The sequence below is a fragment of the Paenibacillus sp. EKM10P genome (assembly GCF_011800655.1).
Classification (GTDB): domain Bacteria; phylum Bacillota; class Bacilli; order Paenibacillales; family Paenibacillaceae; genus Paenibacillus; species Paenibacillus polymyxa.
The window spans coordinates 747,949-769,385 of the sequence record NZ_JAALET010000002.1 but is presented as its reverse complement, the minus strand read 5'-3'; the positions used below and the strand labels follow the sequence as shown (position 1 = coordinate 769,385).

Below are 21,437 nucleotides of genomic sequence, written 5' to 3'. Positions count from 1 at the left end.
GCATATGTTAAAAATAGCACCGTCGATTTTATCCGCTGATTTTGCTCGTTTGGGCAGTGAAGTCGCGGAAGTCCAAGCAGCGGGGGCAGACTGGATTCATGTGGATGTTATGGATGGTCATTTTGTATCCAATATTACACTGGGCCCCCCTATCGTTCAGGCTATTCGGCCGCATACAACTCTCCCACTGGACGTTCATCTGATGATTGAGCAGCCTGAACGTTATATTAGTGATTTTGTAAAGGCAGGAGCTAATATCATCACGGTCCATGCGGAGGCCTGTGTTCATTTGCATGGTGTCCTTCACATGATCAAGCAGCAAGGCGCTCTGGCGGGAGTGGCTCTCAATCCGGGGACTTCACCATACGCGATCAAGGAAGTGCTGCCCAATGTAGATATGATTCTTGTGATGACGGTTAACCCTGGTTTTGGGGGCCAGTCCTTCATTCCAGAGACGTTGAATAAAATCAGACAAATCCGTGCTTGGTTGAACGAATTGGGTCGTCCAGACGTACATATCGAGGTGGACGGAGGTATTGCGGAGGAGACGGCACCAGCCGTATTTGAAGCGGGTGCTAACGTGTTAGTGGCAGGCAGTGCAGTGTACGGCAGAGCAGACCGTGCAGCGGCTATTGCTGCTATTCGGGATAGTGTCGCTCATTTGTCCAAGTGAAGCTAACTGAAGCACTGTGGATGACCTTAGCGAGCATGCTGACCGGTTTGACACTCAGTTGTTTCTCGCTAGTGAAGACGCCTTGGAATGCTATACTTTCACTTTTGGCTGTTCTTATTGTCCTGTTTTATTTTCGTAAAAATGAACGGCGTGGTTTGCGTATCGGTTTTGTGGTCTGCAGTGTGCTTTATTATATTCTGTTTATTTTTATACTCTCAGCATATCTCTATGTTCGCGGACTTGTCTGATGGTATAGCCTGGGATGGTTGTGCATAAATATGGTTACATGAGCGGGATTCTCATGTAGCCTTTTTTTGTGGGGCAACAACCCTTGACAGGTTGCATAAACTACAGAGAACGGATGCAGGAGGATGATGGGGAGGGTGAGGCATGAAGTTTTACACAATCAAGCTGCCAAAATTTCTGGGTGGATTCGTCAAAGCCATTTTGAATACATTCCAGAAGAACTGAAATCAAAGTAACGTTGACACAGGATGTAGGATGAAGGTGAAAGGTACACAGGAGGCACGCTTCCCGGGCACAGCAGATTGATAGCTCGGCAATAAAAGACAAGAATGCGCGGGAAGTTGCCTGACATTTTGTCCTCCTGAATCAGTGGGATATTATTCGAATAATCAAAAAAGCACCCGTTTAAAACGAGGTGCCTTTTGTTTATAACGATATTTTTTTACGACTACACGCGAGTCACTTTACCGGCTTTCAATGCACGAGTGCTGACATAAACGCGTTTCGGTTTACCGTTAACGAGAATGCGAACTTTTTGTACGTTGACGCCCCAAGTACGGCGATTACGGTTGTTAGCGTGAGATACGTGGTTACCGCTGCCAGGCTTTTTGCCTGTTACAGAACATTTACGAGACATGATTCCACCTCCTATTCTGAAAATAACCAAACTCCATATGGAATGGGTCGCTCTTCAGGCCGACTGGGTCAGCCGGACTTTATAAGTCACTAACCTGAACAAAACAATACTTAAATATAATATCATAGTCAAAAAAGCTCCGTCAACTGATTCAAAAACTTTATTTATTTCTCTTTCGCATTATAGTACAATATGGGATAGCTATTGTTGCGACTATTTTGTTTTTTAATGGAATGTGAATTCTTATTCCAGTCATGCCGGGCAGTTCAGAGGCGGGACCATAATCATCATTCCGGCCAATGATTTTTTGTTGGGCAGTTGACTGGTTTTTCATATTATATGAGCTGTGGAAAGAAACCAGAGGATGGTTACGGAAGCTTACGAAAGGGTGACATTCGTATTCGTCGTCTGGCTTTAGTATAATTCAATTGAACCTTGAACATGTGTTGTGAAGATGGATTGTAAAACAATTGTATTAAGCTAGGAAGGGGAATTCTCTTGAGTAATCGTTCTTTGAATGGAACAGACTTTACCGCGATGGTTTTAGCCGGGGCGGAACAATTACAGCAGCATGCGGAGCATGTCAATTCACTAAATGTATTCCCGGTGCCAGATGGTGATACGGGAACCAATATGAATCTGACGATGAGCGCGGGCGTAACGGAATTGAAGAGGGGAGATTCTTCCTCCATCGGTGTCATGTCCGGCATCTTATCCAAAGGCTTGCTGATGGGGGCCCGCGGCAATTCAGGGGTTATCCTGTCTCAGTTGTTCCGTGGCTTCAGCCGTTACGCTGCCCCATACGAGGAATTGAATACCCTTCAGTTCGCATCGGCATTGCAGAGCGGGGTGGATGCGGCCTACAAGGCGGTGGTTAAGCCGGTGGAGGGTACAATTCTTACCGTGGCGAAGGAAGCGGCCAGACATGCTGTGTTTTTCTCGCGCCGGACGAACGACATCACAGAACTGATGGAAGAAGTGCTTGCCAAAGCAAAGGAAACGCTTGCCATGACGCAGGACATGCTCCCTGTACTGAAGCAAGTAGGGGTTGTAGACTCGGGTGGACAAGGACTTGTGTATATTTATGAAGGATTTATGCAGCATCTTGGAAGCGGATTGGTGACATCTCCAACTTCAAAAGGCGATAGTGTACGCCCGGTTTTTGCTCCTTATGTATCGGAGAGACCTACAGCTGCGCCTGTTGCTCCCTCCCCAGATGCGCCGATTTCTGCGCAGGCGAAGCTCGAAACGGAAAATATTGAATTTTTGTATGATATGGAGTTTTTTATTAATCGACAATTGGGCGAAGCGCAAGGTACAAATTTTGATGAGGAAGCTTTCCGGAAAGCGTTGTCAGTAGATGGTGATTCGATTATCGTTATTTCGGATGATGATGTCATCAAGGTTCATGTGCATTCGAAGGCTCCAGGTGAAGTCTTGAATCTTGCGCTGCGTTACGGGGAAATTACACAGATTCGAATTTTGAATATGCGCGAGCAGCATCGTGATTTGCTGTCTGCAGGTATGGATGGTGCTCCTGAGCCTGAATGGTTTGCAGAAATACCAACAGAGCCTGCACGTGAGGAGGAGCCATCTGAGCCTCCAGCTCATGAGCTAGCACCTTTTGGCTTTATAGCTGTGGCTTCTGGTGAAGGGATTGCTGATATTTTCAGAAGCTTGGGTGTTGATGTTGTCCTTTCGGGTGGTCAGACGATGAATCCGAGCACAGAAGACTTCGTGAATGCGGCTCGCTCGATTGCGGCTCAACATATTTTTATTCTGCCAAATAATTCCAATATAATCTTGGCTGCTGAACAAGCGCGTGAATTGCTAGAGGTGGAACGTTTGGTGTCGGTGATTCCAAGCAAAACAATTCCTCAGGGCATTGCAGCAGCATTTGCTTACCAAGAGGAAGAAGCCTTTGAGGTAAACCAAGATAATATGCGGGACGCAGTTACCCGTGTGAAGTCTGGACAAGTGACCTATGCGGTTCGGGATACGACACTTGATGATCTGCATATTACAGCAGGCCACTACATTGGTATTCAGGATTCTAAGATCGTGGCGACTGAGGAGCAATTAATGGCAACATCCCGTCTTTTGCTGGCGAAAATGCTGGTGAATGGCGATGAAATTGTTACGATTCTTACAGGTTCGGACGCAAAACAAGAAGAGACAGATCAGCTTGTTGCGTGGCTTGAAGAAAATTATTCGGATGTTGAAGTGGAAGTTCATGAAGGTGGTCAGCCGATTTATCCTTATCTGTTCTCAGTGGAAACCTGATGTGCTTTGGCACACCCATGGTAGTCCACTACAAAGGAGGTCTGACTGATGAGAACTATCATTTTGACAGATAGCACGGCTGATATTCCACAGGAAATAGCAGATCGTCTCGGCATAGTCATTGTACCATTGACGGTGATGTTCGGAAGCACAGCTTACCTGGACGGTATTGAGATGTCAGCTGCACAGTTTTACAGCGAACTGGTACGGGCTGATGAACTACCTACAACGTCACAGCCATCACCAGCCCGTTTTTTGGAGACGTACACGGAGCTGTTGGAGCAATACCCCGAGAGCCAGGTTATCTCTATCCATTTATCCTCCGGTGTGAGCGGAACGTACCAGTCCGCTCTGCTGGGTAAATCCATGTTGGAGAAGCATGAAGATAGAGTGACCGTTATGGATTCCAAGTCGGCCTCGTACGGATACGGTATGCTCGTGGTTTACGCCGCAGAGCTGGCAGCTGCCGGGCAATCCCCGGCTGAAATTATTCAGGGTGTGGAACGTCTTGGAGAACGTCGTTGTTTGTATTTCCTGGTGGATACACTGGAATACTTGCAAAAAGGCGGACGAATTGGCAAGGCAGCGGCTATGGTTGGTACGTTGCTTAACATTAAGCCAATTCTTTCGATTGACAAAGAAGGTATTATTTATTCGGCTGATAAGGCGAGAGGGCATAAAAAAGCGACAGCACGAATTATTGAACTGCTGGAGCGGGATTTAAAAGGCCAAAAAATTAATATTGCTGTGGGTCATACGGCAGATCGCTCGGCGGCAGAAGCGTTTGTGGCTCAGCTGGCAGAGCATTTTGAACTGGGCGATCAAATATATACTGAACTTGGCGCTGTGATCGGAACTCATGTGGGACCAGGAACGATTGGTATTTTTGCATGGCCGGCCGGAGATGAGAGGTAATATGCTGCAATTGGATCAAATACCATTAAAACAAATACACGGCGTGAGTGCTCTCAAAGAAGGAGAGCTTCACGCTTTTGGCATTTCTAACGTGCAAGATATGCTGGAATATTATCCGTTTCGGTATGAAGATTACCGACTGCGATCGCTAAGCGAAGTGAAGGACGGAGATAAGATTACAGTACAGGCGAAAATTATGGGCATTCCGGTGCTTCAGCGTTACGGACGCAAATCAAGGTTAACTTGTAAATTGATGGCTGAGGATTGGATGTTTACTGCAACATGGTTTAATCGGCATTTTTTGAAGGATCAGCTAACATCAGGTCGTGAAATTGTGGTGACTGGGAAATGGGATCTTAAGCGAATGCAGATGACTGTTGCAGACTCTGAGTTCCCTGATAAAGGAGTGGCTCGTTCGGGGACACTTCAACCGGTGTACTCTATAGGTGGCAAGATTACGCAGAGCTGGATGCGAAAAATAATGAATCAGACGCTCCAGCAGTTTGGTGAAATGATTCCCGAGATATTGCCAGATCTGCTGGTACGCAAGTATAGTATGATGCCGCGCAAGCAGGCCATTGCAGGTATACACCAACCTCAGGACAATCGAGAGGGACAAGAGGCTCGGCGACGGATGGTGTATGAGGAACTCTTTTTATTCCAGCTGAAAATGCAGGCATTCCGAGCGTTAAATCGTGGTCGAGCGGACGGGGTGGTGCATACGGTGGATAACGCCACGATCCGTGAATTTGTGAGGGCTTTGCCTTTTGAATTAACGGATGCACAGAAGAAGGTTGAGCTTGAAATACTGTATGATCTACGCTCACCTTATTGTATGAACCGTCTGCTCCAAGGGGATGTTGGGTCGGGGAAAACTGTGGTTGCCGCCATCGGTTTATTCGCAACAGTACGTTCCGGTTTTCAGGGGGCACTGATGGTGCCAACCGAAATATTGGCCGAGCAGCATATGCGGTCGCTTCACAAGCTGTTTGAACCCTTTGGAATCAGCGTGGGGTTACTGACAGGAAGTACAACTGGGAAGAAGCGTAAGGAGTTGCTTGCCGCTCTTCAAATGGGTCTGCTGGATATTGTGGTGGGCACGCATGCCCTTATTCAGGAGGATGTGTATTTCCGCCAGCTTGGACTAGTTGTAACGGATGAGCAGCACAGGTTCGGAGTCAACCAGCGTAGTGTACTGCGCCGCAAGGGCTACAACCCCGATGTGCTGACCATGACCGCCACACCGATCCCGCGTACGCTGGCGATTACTGCTTTTGGTGATATGGATGTTTCTACAATATCAGAGCGGCCAAAGGGACGGATTCCAATTTCTACGTATTGGGTGAAGCACGAACTGATGGATCGAGTGCTCGGTTTTATTTCTCGTGAGGTAGATCAGGGACGGCAGGCTTATCTAATCTGCCCGTTGATTGAAGAGTCAGAGAAGCTGGATGTACAGAATGCCATCGATCTGCATATCCAAATGCAGCAGGCTTTTCCACATTATCGCGTTGGGCTGTTGCACGGACGAATGACTCCTGCAGAAAAGGAAGAAGTTATGCGTTCCTTCTATGCAAATGAGGTTCAGCTACTCGTTTCAACCACGGTTGTAGAGGTGGGGGTAGATGTGCCCAATGCGACGCTAATGATTATTATGGATGCAGATCGCTTTGGATTGTCCCAGCTACATCAGTTACGTGGACGTGTCGGAAGGGGCGCACATGCCTCATACTGTGTACTGATCGCTGATCCTAAGTCGGAGGTTGGTCAAGAGCGGATGAAGGTAATGACCGATACGGACGATGGTTTTGAGGTTGCTAGACGCGATCTGGATTTGAGAGGGCCGGGGGATTTCTTTGGCACCAAGCAGAGCGGGTTGCCCGAGTTTCGGTTAGCAGATATGGTAGCGGACTTTGAGGTGCTGGAAAAGGCACGTGAGGATGCAACTGATCTAATCAAGGACTCCTCTTTTTGGACATCTCCGCAGTATGAAGCACTTCGCGGTTATTTGCAAAAAGAGCAGATTTTCCAAGGGGATCTTATCGACTGACCCACCATGAATGGTGAGGATGTTCTAAACGTTTCTAACAGATAGGTACAATGGACAGGCTGACCGTCATATATTTGGGAATGACCGAATGATATGGGAGGTGTGGCAACATTGAGCTATCAGCAATATGGAATTAGTCCGCAATTGGTGGAGCGGATTAAGTTAAAAATGAAAAATCGTGCGCTCAAGGAGCGGGTTAAGCAGCAGATCGAGGGCGTGACCAAAGCAGATCTGCAAAACAAAGCTAAGGTGCGTCATCTTGTGAAGACCACTTCTGCTATTTTAAACGAGCGATTGACGGCTACACAGGAGGAGCAACTGACTGCCTTCGTATTGGCACAAAAAATTGATCCGTCTAATACGTTCCATCTGATCAAGCTATGGGGAATGTTCCGTTGATGCTGTTCGAACGGGTGCTTCAAAGCACTTTCCATGTTTTATGTGAAGCATAGATAAAAAAAGGATTGCCTGATGTTAGGCGATCCTTTTTGGCTTTATTAAGGCTTTTGTTTTTCATTCCCCGGGCAATAGGCAGTAGTCTTTTAGTGTGAAATTCTATTCGTAATAACCACCAATCTTGATAAACCGTTCCATGGCCTGTACACCTGGACGTACCGTTGTTCGGTGCAGAGAACGCTCCCTAGCCCAGAAAATTGTAAAGGTTAGCACGGTGACTGCTCCAGTAAGCGCATCACGCGAAGGACCAGAATCCGGTTACTGTACGGATGGTTCACCTTGTTCCCGTCTTGCCCGAACCTCCTGGACAATTTTACTGTTCATTGTTTCCGTCAGCTCATAATTCTTCATTGGAAATACGGAGAGAAATGTCAGAACCCCCGGAATAATTGTAAATAGTAGTGTGAGCCAAATAAGGGTTGTATTTGTTTGGACGATATTAGGCTGATAACCCGCTAACGCCAGCGCATAACCACCCACGGCGCTGCCGATTGCGGCCGCCAATTTGGCCCGGAAAACGTTAGCTGAGAAAACCATCCCCTCTGATCTGTTTCCAGTTTTCCACTCTCCATAATCGACGCAATCTGCTAGCATTGTGGACATGACAACATAGTTCAGCCCCACACCGAAAGAAATGATACAGCTGAGAATAAAGACAAGTACAATAGAGTTGCCGCAGAAGAAAAGAGCTATCATGGATATGGAGGTGATTAGCACCCCTGCTATGCTAGTGCCTTTTTTGCCGATCCACTTGGCAATGAACGGAACTGCGACATTACCTGCGATTTGAAATCCCACGGTTAGTCCCATAAACAGTGGAATGAATGCTTCGGCACCTAGGTTGTATTTGAAATAATACAAAGTAAAGGCATTACGAATGTTGGCAGTCATTTCGATAATAAAAAACGAGATGATCAACAGCCGCAAAGGTCGGTTTTCAATGAAGAATAGGCGGAGTACTCCTTTTAACGTTTGTTTTTCATGGCGAGGCACTACGTGTTTTTCTTTTACGCCAAACACCGTAAACATCATGCAGACGAAGAACAGGCCACAAAGTACAGCAACCGCTCCAGCCCAGCCGTTGAAGAAATGGACGAGGGGAAGCGCTACGACATTGACCGTCCACAAGCCGGCACTTGCAACCGTACGAGGAACAGTCACGACCTTGGTTCGTTCTGCAGCATCTTTGGTTATAGCGGCGGACAGTGACCAATACGGAATATCCAATATGGAATAGCTAATGCTCCAAGCGATATAGGTAACATAGGCATAAACCAGCTTCCCGGCGGAAGAAAGGTCCGGACTGAGGAAGAGTGCGAAGGTGGTGAGTGTTACCAAGAAAGCCCCGATGAACATGTAAGGCCTAAACTTCCCCCAACGCGTATTCGTGTTGTCGACTGCAATGCCGATAAAGATATCAACTACCGCGTCAATCACCCGTGCCACCATCAGTAATGTCCCGACTGCAAGCGCATTCAATCCAAAGCTGTCAGTATAGAAGAACATAAGATAAACGGCGGTTAAATTGTAAATAACATTCATCCCATAACTACTCAGTGAGTAAGAGATCAGCGTTTTTAAACTGACTTTGTCATTATTTTTTGCAGATGCAGAAGTAAGCATGTTTTAACCCCTTTCAAAAATTGACGATCATAACAGCTGTAATGATACGTTTAACGCAAACTTGTAAGCGTTATCTTGAGATACAGAATAACAAAAGCTGCAGGAGGAGTACATGATTTTTCTAAAGCAGATGATAGCAAAAACAAAGATTGTCGCAAATATTCACAGGTTGAAGTTTCTTTTTAGCTCTTATAACATAATTCTTAATTTATGCTATATTTGTTACGGGAACACCGCCCTTGGTTAACTTTTAAATTCTGAAACGTGGAGGTTAGGAATGAGTGAGAATATGATTCAATTTGTAGATACACGTACCAGTTCAAAACATAAAAATATTACAGATTTAATCCTATATAATTGTGGTTCCGAGCCTTGTTCTCCCAACCAGGACTTTGGGCCTATCGCCAGGGATTTCAATCTTATCCACTTTGTATTAAAGGGGAGAGGCAAACTGGTATTAGATAAGGAAACATATAACATAGAGAAAGGACAGGCTTTTTTAATCCCTGCCAATAAGGCCGCTTATTATCAAGCTGATGAGTACGAGCCATGGGAGTACAGCTGGGTGGGGTTTATGGGGATCAAATCCGAAATGTACTTGCAGAACATCTCTCTTGTTCAGGATAATCCGTATGTGGTAAGTATCGGAGACATCACTTTTTTTCATTCGACCATTCTTGAAATGCTTCGTATAGGGAATAATACGCTTTCTTCATCCTTGGCTATTCAGGGGTATTTGTGCCATATTCTCGCCAAGCTGGTGCATGAATCGGGTGAAACGACGCCTGTGAAACAAGAGCTTCCCTACTCAGTTCAAGCTATCAACTATATGGAGAAAAACTACAACGGTGGCATTCAAATCAATGAGGTGGCAGAGTATCTCGGCCTTCACCCAAATTACTTAACCTCTGTTTTTAAGCAGGAAATAGGCGAAACACCAAAGCAATATTTAATGAACATTCGGATTAAAAAGGCATGCGAGCTGTTACAGGATACCAGTTACTCTATTCAAGTAATCTCCAATTCGGTCGGTTACTCGGATCAACTGACCTTTTCACGGGCGTTTAAAAAAATGATGGGCATTTCTCCCAGCGCTTATCGTGAAAATATTCTTTGATTTTGCTATATATATCTTCTAAAAATACTGGTGATTGAGGTGGGTGTATTTTGATATCGTAAAGCTGTTGGTTTTTCTTGCATGGTATTTTAAAGGATTGCACGGAAGGACTCACTTTACGAGAGGGGAACTGCATGTGGATACACTCATTGCCTTTATTCCAGCCATAGGCTGGGGATTCATGCCCATACTGGCGCAAATGACAAAAGCCAGTCCTCGCGAGCAACTGACGGGGACGGTCATCGGTGCCGTATTGTTCGCACTGTGCCTGTATTCGTACTCACCTGTTAACTTTCAAATCACACCATTTATTGTGAGCTTTGTCTCAGGTGTGTTTTGGTCCGTAGGACAGTTGCTTCAATTTCAAGCTTTCCAGAAAGTAAGCGTTTCAACGGCCATTCCTATTATTTGTGGGCTACAACTTATGGGAACGACGCTTTTTGCAGCACTAATCTTGGGCGAATGGACGACTGGGTACCAATTTGGTATTGGATTAGCAGCGCTTATATTTATTTTGTCTGGCATCTTGCTGACGAGCTATCAGGGCAAATCAAGTGGTTTGTCCAAGCCTTTGCCCCTTCAAATTCTTGTCATGTTGGTTTGTTCGGGTATAGCCTTAACCTTGTATGTTATTATTAATCAAATCTTTCATGTTTCCGGTCTGTCGGTCATCTTACCGCAATCACTTGGCATGCTGTGTTCTGCGCTTTTAATGAACTGTAAGGGAGGGCAGAAGCTTCATCTGGTTCAGGTGCTGCGCAATTTGTCTACGGGTTTGTCGTGGAGCGTGGCAAATTTGGCGCTATTCATTTCGAATGGGCTTATTGGAGTCGCTGCCAGTTTTCCGATCTCTCAGGCGAGTATCGCCATCTCCTGCGTTGGCAGTATTCTGATTTTCAGGGAAAAGAAGAGTCCCGGGGAATGGCTTCGTCTACTGGCCGGCATTACGGTAATCATGGTCGGAGTGGGATTGATTAGTCTGGTCAAGCTCTGAGATTTAGCAATTGAATTTAGCGGAATGCGCTGATTACACCCCCGTACCTTTTGAGATAGCTTGTAGCGTACCCGTTCTCGTCCAGCGCTGCAAGCTACAGATTGCGGCTGACCGAGGGGGAAATATTGAGAAATATTAAAAATATTAGCTTTCGGAAGTAAACGGATAATGAGAAAACTCTATGTGAATGGTTTAACCATTTGCATAGAGTTTTTTTGGAATTTTGTGTTTAACAGCGGTCATAGGACGCGTAACCACTTTCAAAGGAAGTAGTTTTCAGGTGAGTAGCTTTTGAGATTGAAATAGCATCTCCATATCTTCGGGGGTTCTTTCTTTCCACGAATTACCCATTCATTCGCAAGGCCCCAAATTCCTCTCGCTGTAAAAGCATTTTTATAAATAATAGAAAGATTATCCGTTTGCTGTACTTTACTACAGTCAAAAATGTGGTGCATTAATATATGTGACAGAACAGCTTTGTACATGGCAGAAATTTCGTTGCGCAACTTCCTGATTACAGGTGGTTAAGATAGGTGTGTTATTCGGACAAGCTTATTTAGTTGTATTTTATAATAATTAATAAATTCGATGATGTTTTACAGTTTTGAGAGGCCCAAAAGGTGTCAACATAATGTTTTTATTCTATTTCAATGGATAGGATGAGCATTAGGAAAAAGGCTTGTCTCAAAATAAACATAGAGACAAACCCTTTTTTAATTTTATTCATACCAAATGCTGTCTTCTGAAATCCATTGGACTCAAACCTAAGTGCGTTTTTATAAATTTTGTGAAGCTAGAAGGCTGTTCAAATCCAAGCTTCTCAGCAATTAGATGAATAGGCTCTTTAGTCGTTAAAAGCAAGTCTTCTGCAAGTTCCAGCACCCTGGATTTGATAAAATCCTGAGCTGTTCTACCGGTTTCTTTTTTTAGCATGTCCGAAAGATAATTAGGTGAATACCCCATTGCTTGAGCAAGACCTTTTACACTTGGTGTACCTGATCTTTCAATAATATCCACAGTACACAGTTCATTTAAAAGCTCTTCGAACTTGGTGACGGCGTCTTTATAAACCACTGCTCTAGTGATAAATTGCCTGCCATAAAAGCGTTTAGCGTAGTTTAAGAGTAATTCCAAATTGGACACAACGAGTTCTTTCGTGTAAAGGTCTATATTTTTACTGTATTCATTCTCAATGTTCTTCACTATACGTTCAATCGTCTCTCTCTCTTGTTCAGAGAGCTGCAAGGCTTCATTTGCTTCGTATTCAAAAAAGCTGTACTCGGATATTTTTGACCATAGTGTGGTTCCTCTGATCATGTCAGGATGAACACAAAGCATCCAGCCATCCGAATATTCAGGTGTATAATTGCCCTCAGAAATCATGATTTGACCAGGAGCTGTGAAAACAAGGCTGCCTTCACGAAAATCAGAGTTTTTTCTGCCGTATTTAAAATCACATTGAGTACCACTTTTTAGAGATATCACATAAAAATTCAACATGACGTCAGTGTTAAACATGGTTTCCGATGGATTAGCATTTTCAAAATTCATCGCAGTAATTAATGGATGTTTAGGTTTATTGTATCCGAGTAATTCATGTAAGTCAGATATTGATTCAACCGTTAACATGATTTGCCCTCCTTATGAACAAAACAATTCCTCGCAAATAGAAAGCTCTTCTTATCATATCCTTTGAATTTCAAGTAAGACATAGTCTAATCCACGATAAACTTGTTTGAATTACAGAACTATTTATCAGTAATCTGGACAATATCATCAGTAACCTGGATATGTACCTAATCGAATGGGTTGCAGTATAAATATATTACTTAAATGAAAAGGAGAATTACGATGATTACAAAAATCATCCTTATTACTGGAGCTACTGATGGAATCGGAAAAGTTGCGGCGAAAACCATGGCAAAGCAGGGACACACTGTGATCATTCATGGACGGAATCAAAACAAAGCACAGAAAGTATGTGAAGAGATAATTGCTAAAACAGGCAACAATAAGGTGGACATTATAACAGGTGATTTGTTTTCTCTTGCTGAGGTCAAACGCATGGCTGCAGCTTTTAAACAGAAATACGATCGGTTGGATGTCCTGATTAACAATGCTGGTGCTATATTCAGTAAAGATAGGGAGCTAACCAAGGAGGGACTTGAAAAGACAATGACCCTTAATGTATTTTCACCATTGCTCTTAACAGAGTTATTATTAGATGTTCTTTCAAAAAGACCCTCAGCAAGGATCATTAATACCTCTTCCGCAACACATAGGATTGCCAAAAAACCAGATTTCAGCGATTTACAGTTGGAAAAGGACTACACCTCGTCCGGTGCGTATGCATCCTCCAAATTGTATACGATTTGGATCACAAGACACTGGTCAGCTGAACTAATGAGAAGGGGACTGAAAAATATAACTGCGAACGTGTTACATCCTGGTGCTGTTGCGACTAGATTTGGACAAGACAACGATAAAGGTTTTATTAATAATATAGTGTTTAAGTTGGCACTTCCATTCATGAATACGCCAGAAAAAGGAGCAGCTACAACCGTATATTTGGCCACATCACAAGAAGTAGAAAAGGTTAATGGGAAATTCTTTGGTAACATGAAGGAGGAAAAACCACGGGATCGATATTATTCTGTAGAAAACGAAATAAAAGTTTGGGATTACTGCCAAAAGGTTATTAGCCCTTATATGAATAAATAAGTACGGAGCAATAATAAGGTTTACGATGGCCCCTCTGCTTTCCTGAAGTTGAGGGGCTTTTTGTATTCATTTTCTTTCCTAATAATCAGTAATAGGGACAACTTTGTCTGTAATCAGGCTATGTTAACCATAGATCTGGAGTTTTAAACTATAAGTATCCATTAAGACAACCTTAGATGCGTTATCACGCTGTACCTAAGTGTAGGCTGTAAATAGTGTATGAAGGGGGATGAGATAGGGATACGAATACAATTCAAATACAACAATTTAGCTGATATCTGAAATATATAATATGAAAAATGAAAGGGGTATAACAAGTATGTGTAAAGTTCATGCATTGAGTGTTCCCAGTGCGAATGCGCCATTTGAACGGACGATGATTGAACGGAGGGAACTGCGCCCAGATGATGTTCTAATCGATATTAAGTATAGTGGTGTATGCCACACCGATGTTCATATGGTCCATAATGATGGAGGTTACTCTCAATTCCCAATGGTTCCCGGTCATGAAATGACAGGAATTGTAGAAGCGGTTGGAACGGAAGTAACTAAGTTTGTAGTGGGTGACCGGGTTGGAGTAGGGCCTCTCGTGAACTCTTGTGGAGAGTGCGAGAATTGTCTACGTGGTGAGAATATGTTCTGTAAAAAGGGCATGGTCATGATGTATAATTCCGTAGAATACGATGGAAATATTACTTACGGTAGTTACAGTCAAAAAATTGTAGTGAAGCAAAATTACGTACTTCAGATCCCAGATAGTTTGGGCTTAGATGTTGCCAGTCCACTACTCTGTGCAGGAGCTACGGCTTACTATCCTTTGAAACATTGGGGAGTAGGTCCAGGCAAAAAAGTCGCTATCGTCGGTATTGGAGGTATCGGCCACCTAGCTATCAAATATGCCCATGCATTAGGAACTGAAGTTACGGCCTTGAGTCAGACAATGAATAAGAAAAGCGATGCGCTAAGTTTTGGCGCCGATCATTACTATGCAACGAACGATCCTGACACATTCTCGACGCTAGCTAGTCAATTTGATGTGATTTTCAACACGATCTCTGCAAGTCTTAATTTAGATGCTTACCTATCCATGCTTAATATAAATGGTACGTTTGTTATCATCGGTGATTCCGGTAAGCCGAACCAATTTAATACGCTCAGTTTGCTTATGGGTCGTCGCAGAATTGCAGCAACGCCTGGAGGCGATCTTCTTGAAACCCAAGAAATGCTTGATTTCTCCGCAGAGCATGGTATTGTCCCTGAAATTGAGGTAATTCACACCAATCAAATCAACGAAGATTTTGAGCGACTTATCCGAAATGATGTACGATATCGATTTGTTATTGATACATCTACCTTTTAAGTCGTATTTTCGAGGATAACTCAATAGACACAAACATCATCAAAAGCACTTATCTGAAAGACAGGACTTACAATAGAGCGGACGAATTGCTGCTCGTCCGCTTTTCTAATTTATAAATACGCTAGTAAATTAGCTCATAAGAATTTAAAAAGAGAAGAAGTGAATTTGCATTGATATCATTGGTCATAGTTGGAGCAGATCCCGGATTGGACTTTTCACTGGCTAAGACGTTTGGTAAACACGGATTTCGCTATGATTTCAAGAACATAAGAGAAACTAGACCAGTATACTGAGCAATTAACTAAATTGAGGCTCAAGGTTTTGCTGCGGATATTACTAACAAAGCACAGCTTACTAGAGCTTTTCAAGAAATTAAAAGTACATTGGGAACTATAAATGTCATGGAATTCAGTCCATACAGCGGAAATGTACCTACGACATTGTTGAAGAAAGCCTTTTTATAATTGAATTCAAATGTGTATACCAAGTTTCCGCTTTTTCAAGACAAGATAAAATGTTATACATTGGTTCTTTATTTTTGTTGACATTTAAAAGATGAAGCCCAGCCAACCAGAATTCCGTTCCGATCCTCATCCCCCACGAGCACATTAAGCTTTCTTGGCCTTTATGATCACAGAAATAATGTGATGATCCACGCTCGTACCAGATACCCAATCTTTGATGATTAATTTACATAATCCTATAAATTACCTGAATACAGAACTAATGTTTGGTATTATAATAAATAAGAATACATGTTCGTACGTATATGATCGTTTTTTTGGAGGGTGCAGCATGACTAAAACAACTGAGCGGACAATTCTTTTGGCGGATTGCCAGAGTTTTTATGCGAGTGTAGAAAAAGCTTCCTACCCAGAGTATAAAAATAAACCGCTTGCGGTAGCAGGCGATCCTGCACGCAGGTCTGGAATTATTTTAGCAGCATGTCCTATGGCCAAAAGTTTCGGGGTGTCTACGGCAGAACGGCTCGGTGAAGCCCTCAAGAAGTGTCCTGAGCTTGTGATCGTCCGTCCCCGTATGAAACACTATATCGATGTCTCTTTAGCAATTACGGATATATACAAGGAATACACCGACCTGGTAGAGGTGTTTAGTATCGATGAGCAGTTTCTGGACATTTCGGGTAGTTTTAAAATTTTTGGAGATTCTTTAACCGTTGCAAGAGAAATCCAAAAGAAGGTTCTTTTACAAACCGGGGTTTGGGTACGAATAGGAATCAGTTCCAATAAGGTTCTTGCCAAAAGCGCAACCGATATTTGGGCTAAAAAAATTAAAAGCGGTATATTCACGTTGCCCAGGACAGAATTAAAGCAGCTGCTCTGGCCACAGCCAGTTAATAAAATGTTTGGGGTAGGTTCGCGGATGTCGTCCCATTTTGAGCGGCTTGGTATGACAACCATTGGTGATATTGCTAGAACGTCTCTACCAGACCTTAAGTCTAAATTTCGCGCTCGTTTTGGAAAACAGTCGGATATACAGGCGGAGGTCATGTGGAAAACAGCCAATGGTCTAGATGAGAGTCCTGTAGCTCCGTATACCTTCAGTTCTCCACAAAAGTCGATAAGTCATATGATGACCCTACCCCAAGATTATTTGGAACCAAATGAAGTAGAGACCATCCTGCTTGAACTCTCGGAAGAAGTTTGTCGAGACAGTCGTCGTAAGGGGTGCATGGGCTCTGTCGTGACCGTTAGTTGTACATGTAGCCCATATGAGGCTCCCACCGGATTTTCCAGGCAAATGAAGCTTACAGATCCGACTAACAATACGAATAAAGTGTACAACGCAGCAAAAAAAATATTTTATAATTTTTGGAACGGTATGCCGATACGACGCTTAGGTGTCACTTTAAGTGGGTTGGTTGACGACCAAACTTATCAACTTTCCTTCTTTGAGGATCATGAGCGTATCCGCTCCTTGGAAGAAGCAACAGATAAAATTAAAGAACGCTATGGTAGCGCAGCTATCGTAAGAGCGTCCTCTTTGACCCAAGCTGGTCAGGCACTGGAGAGATCCCTAAAAATCGGGGGGCATTATAAATAAATCGAAGGGATATACTGATGTAATTTAGAATTACTAGAGCAAGGTCAGATCCCACTACATATTGGTCTGAAGGGTTCTTGGGAAACAGGTAAAACTAAAAAACTGTTAATCTTTGAATTAAAGTCTAGAAAATTATTGCTGGACTTTGTTAATACTACAATGCTATTTGGTATTTTAGCTGTGTTTTATACTTTTCCTTCGGTTCGAATCCATACTCCTGTTTGTGCCAGCACTTTCCGCTGAATTTCACTTGCAATACTCAACGGATCTCCGAACAGGGAGAGACTTCCGCTCATATCCAGAAATTGTTCATCAATGCTGAAAACCTCAACCAAATCCGTATACTCATTATAGATTTCTGTTATTTTTAATGAGACATCGATATAATGCTGCATGCGCAGGCGTACAATGATAAGGTCAGGACATTTTTTACAGCTTCCCCCAGACGTTCTGCAGTGGATATACCATGTTTTTTGGCCAGCGGACACGTGGCTAAAATAATGCCTGAACGAAGTGCAGGGTCACCGGCCACAACGAGCGACTTATGTTGGTATGCGGGATTATCCGCTTTTTCGACGCTGGTGTAAAAGCTTTGGCAGTCCGCTAGAAATATGGTTCTACTTCCACGCTCCTTCACAATGTTGACCTCCTCTCCTGGCATGTGATTAATCATATTCCAGAATATTCTTGAACATATACCCTTATAGTAGTATTATATATAGAACAAGTGTTCTTAATAGAAATGTATTTTTTGGAACATTACAGTTTACGGGAAACCTAGCATGGCGTATCATATTATCTTGAACAAAAACAAGTGGAAATGAATGAATATTGAGGGGAGAAAACCATTTTTATGAACCCAAAACGTCGACCATCATCTCAAAAACGCAGTAGGTGGCGCATTTTTGGCAGAGTTTTGCTGATTAATATCAAGTGGTTCTCGCTTGCGGGTGTACTTGGAGTGCTGTTTGCCGGAGGTCTTATTTCCGGTTATGTGGCGGCACTGGTTCATGATGAACCTGTACGATCACGTCAATTGATATATGAAAAGGTAAATGAGAATGCTCTGACCAGTTTTGTATTTTTTAATGATCAGGTAACTCCGGTTGGAAGAATGCGCATGGAAGAGGACCGACAGCTCGTTGACCTGAAGGATGTCCCTCAGTCCATTGTGGATGCCCTCATTTCAACAGAAGATAGCCAATTTTATGAGCACCATGGTGTAGATTTAAAGGGGACGGCTCGTGCTGTCAAACAGAAACTTTTGAATGAAAACCGCCAAACTGGCGGCAGTACACTGACGCAGCAGGTAGCTCGAAGAGTTTTCCTCAGTCTGGATAAAACGGACAGCCGAAAGGTGAAGGAAATGCTGCTGGCACTACGTATGGAGCGTTTTATGGGCAAAGACAAAATATTAACGGCTTACTTAAATAAAATGCCTTTTGGTAATGGTTCCGCTGGTTACAATTTGTATGGAATCAAGTCTGCTTCGTTAGGAATTTTTAATGTAAGTGATCTACATAAGCTTCATATTGCTCAAGCGGCTTATTTGGCAGGTCTTCCACAGCTGCCATCTGTTTATTCCGCTTTTGATGGTAAAGGGAATTTTGATGAAGAAGGTTTCAACAAAGCGATGGAGCGCCAACGTGTTGTGTTGGGAAGAATGCTGGAAACAGGCAAGCTCACACTGTCCGAATATAATGATGCGCTTCAATTTGATGTGAGAGCGACTCTTGCACCCCATCGCGAAAAAAGCTATAACACATTCCCTTATTTGATGCTGGAAACAGAGCGGGAGGCCGCACAGCTGTTAGCACTCCAGCAAAATCCGAATCTCACAGCAGCCGAGATTTCTAAGCCTGAGCATGCTGAACTTCTTCAAAATACGCGAGAAGAGTTGCAACGGTCCGGCTATCGAATTTATACAACGATAAATAAAAAAATTTATAGCAATATGCGACAGATTGCAGCTAATCCACAAAATTTTTCTCCATACAGTAAGAAGAAGGGACTAGAACAGATTGCGGCAATCATGATTGATCATAAAACAGGGGCTATCCTCGGTATGATCGAGGGCCGGGATTTTAATACCGAGCAAATGAACTATGCAACTCAAATGACACGTCAGCCCGGTTCTGCCATGAAGCCTATTGCTGCTTACTTACCTGCTTTGGAGAAGGGCTACACTCAGCCCGCCGGTCTTATTGATGATTCACAAATCATATTGAAAGACGGACGAAAGGGTTATCATATTCCTAAAAATTATAACAGAAGGTATGAGGGGCTTATGACAGCCCGTGAAGCACTCAATCGGTCAATTAACATCCCTGCACTGAGGCTGTTTTTATATGAAGTTAAAATTCCAAACGCTTGGAATTTTGTGCGTTCTCTTGGAATTACGACGATTCAGCCGCAGGATGAACATGCTCAAACAGGAGTTCTAGGTGGACTTAGTAAGGGGGTATCTGTCGAGGAACTGACCGCAGCATACGGAACAATTCCCAATATGGGCGTGTATAATGCCCCTCACTTGATCAGTAAAATTACAGATGCCAACGGTAAGATTGTATATGAATTTAAACCACAGACGAAACGTGTATATTCGCAGCAAACCGCATTTTTGATGACGGATATGCTCAGAACCGTTATATCAGACCCAAGAGGAACTGGCAAACGTCTGCAAAAAGCTTTTAAGAGCTACGGTACCATTGATATTGCGGGTAAAACGGGTACGACACAGAACTTTGGTGATGTGTGGTTTATGGGATACACACCTGACGTTACGCTAGGCGTATGGGCTGGTTATCGTCAACAGGTTAATACATTATCTCAAGAAGGTCACACCAGAGCACAGTCGGTGTGGGCGTTGATCATGAATGAGGCGGTCAAGGACCAGCCTGAGCTTTTTAAGAATAAGCATTTTATACAGCCGGAAGGCGTTGTGAAAGTTACGGTATCTAGTCTTACAGGTAAGCTGCCAGGGCGCTATTCCCGCCAATCAGGTCACCTCGTGACTGACTGGTTTAACCAAAAGTACGTGCCGACCGAAGTCGGAAGAGAACAGCTTCCACGTTCTGCTAGACCAGTAGTTCCGTCCAAACCAGATATCAAGAAAGAAGATGTCCCTGAGATCAAGGTACCAGCAACAGATCAAGAGGAGGTTCCACCAGAGGAAACAGTTCCTTCTGTTCCTGACACAGACGCAGAGATCGAACCGCCTGATGAGAATAACGATGTGCCATCAACAGATACTTCGCAACCTTCTATTGAAAACGTGCCGGAGACACCTTCTGAATCAGAGAACCAGAGTGGTGCTCCAAAAACTCAGCCTGATGAGGTTATCGATCCTGAACCAACGACTGATCAATCCAACAACTAAGCAACATGGACGATCTAGTTTAGAACACCGTTTCCAACAATATTGACAGTGACCTGCGGATGAAAACGGACACGGGGATACTCCTTATTCCAACGCTATTCCATTACAATGGCTACCTTGAATGGGAAGTTGGATAGTCAGGCTCCGGTACATCTGTCGGACAGAATTCTCGGTGCCTGAATAAACTTCATTGGTACTTTACCTTCATTGGTTTGAGATTCATCTACAACTTCTAGTGTTTGCTGGAGTAGGCCCTTAGGAGTAAGATCATAAATCGATGCATTTGCCAATCTGGCATCCTTTAAGCTGTCCTGATCCCAGCAGCCTGTTGTAATTATGAGTAGAGCCAGCATTTTATGCGGCTCTGCTCTTTTTTCATATTTTAGATTCCTCCTTTTTGAAAATACGAGCCAAATTATTTGCATGTAACCAATGGGCTTTAAAATTTTCTCTTTGTTCAGGCAAGTAGGCAAGGCGAAATTATAAGGGGTCATAGTCTTGGGTCAGATCAATTCCCAGGTAGTATCCGAGTTTACGCCGAACCTCACTGCGGGCAAAGGATGAAAGCATGAAAAATCGTCTTTGGTAACCGCGGCATACATACAAAACCTCTACGCCTTCATGATTTCGGATTTCGCTGTATATTTTCACTCCCTGTCTTTTCATTCGTGCTTTTGTGTCTGCTAATTGAACAGTTACGCGCTGTTGTACTCCAGTCAGGCTACGAATATACAAATCGGGCATTTTTAGAGGAGAGATATTCATAATACGAATGTCTCGCTCCAGCACATCCAGTACAAGTGTTAGAAGTACACACATTTTGATCAGTCCTGCGTCTTCTTCAGAAGGCAGAGGAGCTTTATGCTTGTTAGCAAGTACCTTTTTGTTTGTCATAAATATCTCCTTTACGCGGAGTGAA

18 protein-coding genes and 1 pseudogene are annotated in these 21,437 nt (G+C 43.5%); 13 read left to right on the top strand and 6 right to left on the bottom strand.

The genetic code is table 11. The features are described 5' to 3' along the window. Positions 1 to 4: 4 nt before the first annotated feature. The 3 genes from rpe (at position 5) to spoVM (ending at position 1,144) form a co-directional block, all read left to right on the top strand. Complete coding sequence (gene rpe / locus HFE01_RS08990) at positions 5 to 673, top strand: ribulose-phosphate 3-epimerase (RefSeq protein WP_016822345.1); 669 nt, start codon at positions 5 to 7, stop codon at positions 671 to 673. A 20-nt stretch (positions 674 to 693) separates the two neighbouring features. After that, positions 694 to 921, top strand: a complete 228-nt coding sequence (locus HFE01_RS08985; protein WP_243208161.1) for a hypothetical protein — start codon at positions 694 to 696, stop codon at positions 919 to 921. 142 nt (positions 922 to 1,063) lie between these two features. Beyond that, on the top strand, positions 1,064 to 1,144 hold the full coding sequence (spoVM, locus tag HFE01_RS08980; RefSeq protein ID WP_010345573.1) for a stage V sporulation protein SpoVM: 81 nt from the start codon (positions 1,064 to 1,066) through the stop codon (positions 1,142 to 1,144). Between the two features lie 223 nt (positions 1,145 to 1,367). On the opposite strand, the gene rpmB is transcribed toward spoVM, so the two are convergent. Next, on the bottom strand, positions 1,368 to 1,556 hold the full coding sequence (rpmB, locus tag HFE01_RS08975) for a 50S ribosomal protein L28 (RefSeq protein ID WP_013310881.1): 189 nt from the start codon (positions 1,554 to 1,556) through the stop codon (positions 1,368 to 1,370). A 498-nt stretch (positions 1,557 to 2,054) separates the two neighbouring features. Between rpmB and HFE01_RS08970 the strand changes: the two genes are divergently transcribed. The 4 genes from HFE01_RS08970 to HFE01_RS08955 all read left to right on the top strand — a co-directional run bounded on the left by HFE01_RS08970 (position 2,055) and on the right by HFE01_RS08955 (position 7,203). Continuing rightward, positions 2,055 to 3,839, top strand: coding sequence for a DAK2 domain-containing protein (locus HFE01_RS08970; RefSeq protein ID WP_044785261.1), 1,785 nt, complete (start codon positions 2,055 to 2,057; stop codon positions 3,837 to 3,839). A 48-nt stretch (positions 3,840 to 3,887) separates the two neighbouring features. Continuing rightward, entirely contained in the window at positions 3,888 to 4,754 is an 867-nt protein-coding gene (locus HFE01_RS08965; protein ID WP_016822343.1) for a DegV family protein, read from the top strand. 1 nt (position 4,755) lies between these two features. Then, complete coding sequence (gene recG / locus HFE01_RS08960) at positions 4,756 to 6,804, top strand: ATP-dependent DNA helicase RecG (RefSeq protein WP_025365192.1); 2,049 nt, start codon at positions 4,756 to 4,758, stop codon at positions 6,802 to 6,804. A 111-nt stretch (positions 6,805 to 6,915) separates the two neighbouring features. Next, positions 6,916 to 7,203: a stage VI sporulation protein F gene (locus HFE01_RS08955; protein WP_016822341.1), complete on the top strand. Its 288-nt coding sequence runs from the start codon at positions 6,916 to 6,918 to the stop codon at positions 7,201 to 7,203. A gap of 315 nt (positions 7,204 to 7,518) precedes the next feature. On the opposite strand, the gene HFE01_RS08950 is transcribed toward HFE01_RS08955, so the two are convergent. Then, complete coding sequence (locus HFE01_RS08950) at positions 7,519 to 8,883, bottom strand: MFS transporter (RefSeq protein WP_025365191.1); 1,365 nt, start codon at positions 8,881 to 8,883, stop codon at positions 7,519 to 7,521. Between the two features lie 277 nt (positions 8,884 to 9,160). On the opposite strand from HFE01_RS08950, the gene HFE01_RS08945 reads away from it, so the two are divergent. Next, on the top strand, positions 9,161 to 10,000 hold the full coding sequence (locus HFE01_RS08945; RefSeq protein WP_107733369.1) for an AraC family transcriptional regulator: 840 nt from the start codon (positions 9,161 to 9,163) through the stop codon (positions 9,998 to 10,000). A 136-nt stretch (positions 10,001 to 10,136) separates the two neighbouring features. Further along, complete coding sequence (locus HFE01_RS08940) at positions 10,137 to 10,994, top strand: GRP family sugar transporter (RefSeq protein ID WP_029515122.1); 858 nt, start codon at positions 10,137 to 10,139, stop codon at positions 10,992 to 10,994. 723 nt (positions 10,995 to 11,717) lie between these two features. On the opposite strand, the gene HFE01_RS08935 is transcribed toward HFE01_RS08940, so the two are convergent. Next, a complete protein-coding gene (locus tag HFE01_RS08935; protein WP_107733370.1) occupies positions 11,718 to 12,623 on the bottom strand; it encodes a helix-turn-helix domain-containing protein in 906 nt (301 codons plus the stop codon). A 222-nt stretch (positions 12,624 to 12,845) separates the two neighbouring features. Between HFE01_RS08935 and HFE01_RS08930 the strand changes: the two genes are divergently transcribed. From HFE01_RS08930 to HFE01_RS08920, 3 genes are all read left to right on the top strand, one after another. After that, positions 12,846 to 13,715 carry an SDR family NAD(P)-dependent oxidoreductase gene (locus tag HFE01_RS08930; protein ID WP_107733371.1) on the top strand — a complete coding sequence of 290 codons (870 nt, stop codon included), beginning with the start codon at positions 12,846 to 12,848 and terminating at the stop codon, positions 13,713 to 13,715. A 319-nt stretch (positions 13,716 to 14,034) separates the two neighbouring features. Continuing rightward, positions 14,035 to 15,075 carry an NAD(P)-dependent alcohol dehydrogenase gene (locus tag HFE01_RS08925; protein ID WP_107733372.1) on the top strand — a complete coding sequence of 347 codons (1,041 nt, stop codon included), beginning with the start codon at positions 14,035 to 14,037 and terminating at the stop codon, positions 15,073 to 15,075. Between the two features lie 795 nt (positions 15,076 to 15,870). Then, positions 15,871 to 17,139, top strand: a complete 1,269-nt coding sequence (locus HFE01_RS08920; RefSeq protein WP_107733373.1) for a DNA polymerase IV — start codon at positions 15,871 to 15,873, stop codon at positions 17,137 to 17,139. Between the two features lie 203 nt (positions 17,140 to 17,342). Here the strand turns inward: HFE01_RS08920 and HFE01_RS08915 are convergent. Next, a pseudogene (locus tag HFE01_RS08915) lies at positions 17,343 to 17,800 on the bottom strand (Y-family DNA polymerase); the annotation flags it as partial. Between the two features lie 192 nt (positions 17,801 to 17,992). Here HFE01_RS08915 and HFE01_RS08910 point away from each other — a divergent pair. After that, positions 17,993 to 20,518: a transglycosylase domain-containing protein gene (locus tag HFE01_RS08910; RefSeq protein ID WP_045244433.1), complete on the top strand. Its 2,526-nt coding sequence runs from the start codon at positions 17,993 to 17,995 to the stop codon at positions 20,516 to 20,518. A gap of 137 nt (positions 20,519 to 20,655) precedes the next feature. Here HFE01_RS08910 and HFE01_RS27275 read toward each other — a convergent pair whose 3' ends face one another. Together HFE01_RS27275 and HFE01_RS08900 are read right to left on the bottom strand one after the other, a co-directional pair. Then, a complete protein-coding gene (locus tag HFE01_RS27275; protein WP_025365181.1) occupies positions 20,656 to 21,012 on the bottom strand; it encodes a hypothetical protein in 357 nt (118 codons plus the stop codon). Then, complete coding sequence (locus tag HFE01_RS08900) at positions 20,999 to 21,412, bottom strand: YhjD family protein (RefSeq protein WP_025365180.1); 414 nt, start codon at positions 21,410 to 21,412, stop codon at positions 20,999 to 21,001. The genes HFE01_RS27275 and HFE01_RS08900 overlap by 14 nt, the downstream gene beginning before the upstream one ends. Positions 21,413 to 21,437: the final 25 nt, after the last annotated feature.

What these genes read in the sequence shown, in the direction of transcription:
- HFE01_RS08925 (WP_107733372.1), top strand. Translation starts at nt 14,035, where the DNA reads ATGTGTAAAGTTCATGCATTGAGTGTTCCCAGTGCGAATGCGCCATTT.
- HFE01_RS08935 (WP_107733370.1), bottom strand. Translation starts at nt 12,623, where the DNA reads ATGTTAACGGTTGAATCAATATCTGACTTACATGAATTACTCGGATAC.
- rpmB (WP_013310881.1), bottom strand. Translation starts at nt 1,556, where the DNA reads ATGTCTCGTAAATGTTCTGTAACAGGCAAAAAGCCTGGCAGCGGTAAC.
- spoVM (WP_010345573.1), top strand. Translation starts at nt 1,064, where the DNA reads ATGAAGTTTTACACAATCAAGCTGCCAAAATTTCTGGGTGGATTCGTC.
- HFE01_RS27275 (WP_025365181.1), bottom strand. Translation starts at nt 21,012, where the DNA reads ATGACCCCTTATAATTTCGCCTTGCCTACTTGCCTGAACAAAGAGAAA.
- HFE01_RS08985 (WP_243208161.1), top strand. Translation starts at nt 694, where the DNA reads ATGACCTTAGCGAGCATGCTGACCGGTTTGACACTCAGTTGTTTCTCG.
- HFE01_RS08930 (WP_107733371.1), top strand. Translation starts at nt 12,846, where the DNA reads ATGATTACAAAAATCATCCTTATTACTGGAGCTACTGATGGAATCGGA.
- recG (WP_025365192.1), top strand. Translation starts at nt 4,756, where the DNA reads ATGCTGCAATTGGATCAAATACCATTAAAACAAATACACGGCGTGAGT.
- HFE01_RS08910 (WP_045244433.1), top strand. Translation starts at nt 17,993, where the DNA reads ATGAACCCAAAACGTCGACCATCATCTCAAAAACGCAGTAGGTGGCGC.
- HFE01_RS08900 (WP_025365180.1), bottom strand. Translation starts at nt 21,412, where the DNA reads ATGACAAACAAAAAGGTACTTGCTAACAAGCATAAAGCTCCTCTGCCT.
- HFE01_RS08945 (WP_107733369.1), top strand. Translation starts at nt 9,161, where the DNA reads ATGAGTGAGAATATGATTCAATTTGTAGATACACGTACCAGTTCAAAA.
- HFE01_RS08965 (WP_016822343.1), top strand. Translation starts at nt 3,888, where the DNA reads ATGAGAACTATCATTTTGACAGATAGCACGGCTGATATTCCACAGGAA.
- rpe (WP_016822345.1), top strand. Translation starts at nt 5, where the DNA reads ATGTTAAAAATAGCACCGTCGATTTTATCCGCTGATTTTGCTCGTTTG.
- HFE01_RS08950 (WP_025365191.1), bottom strand. Translation starts at nt 8,883, where the DNA reads ATGCTTACTTCTGCATCTGCAAAAAATAATGACAAAGTCAGTTTAAAA.
- HFE01_RS08920 (WP_107733373.1), top strand. Translation starts at nt 15,871, where the DNA reads ATGACTAAAACAACTGAGCGGACAATTCTTTTGGCGGATTGCCAGAGT.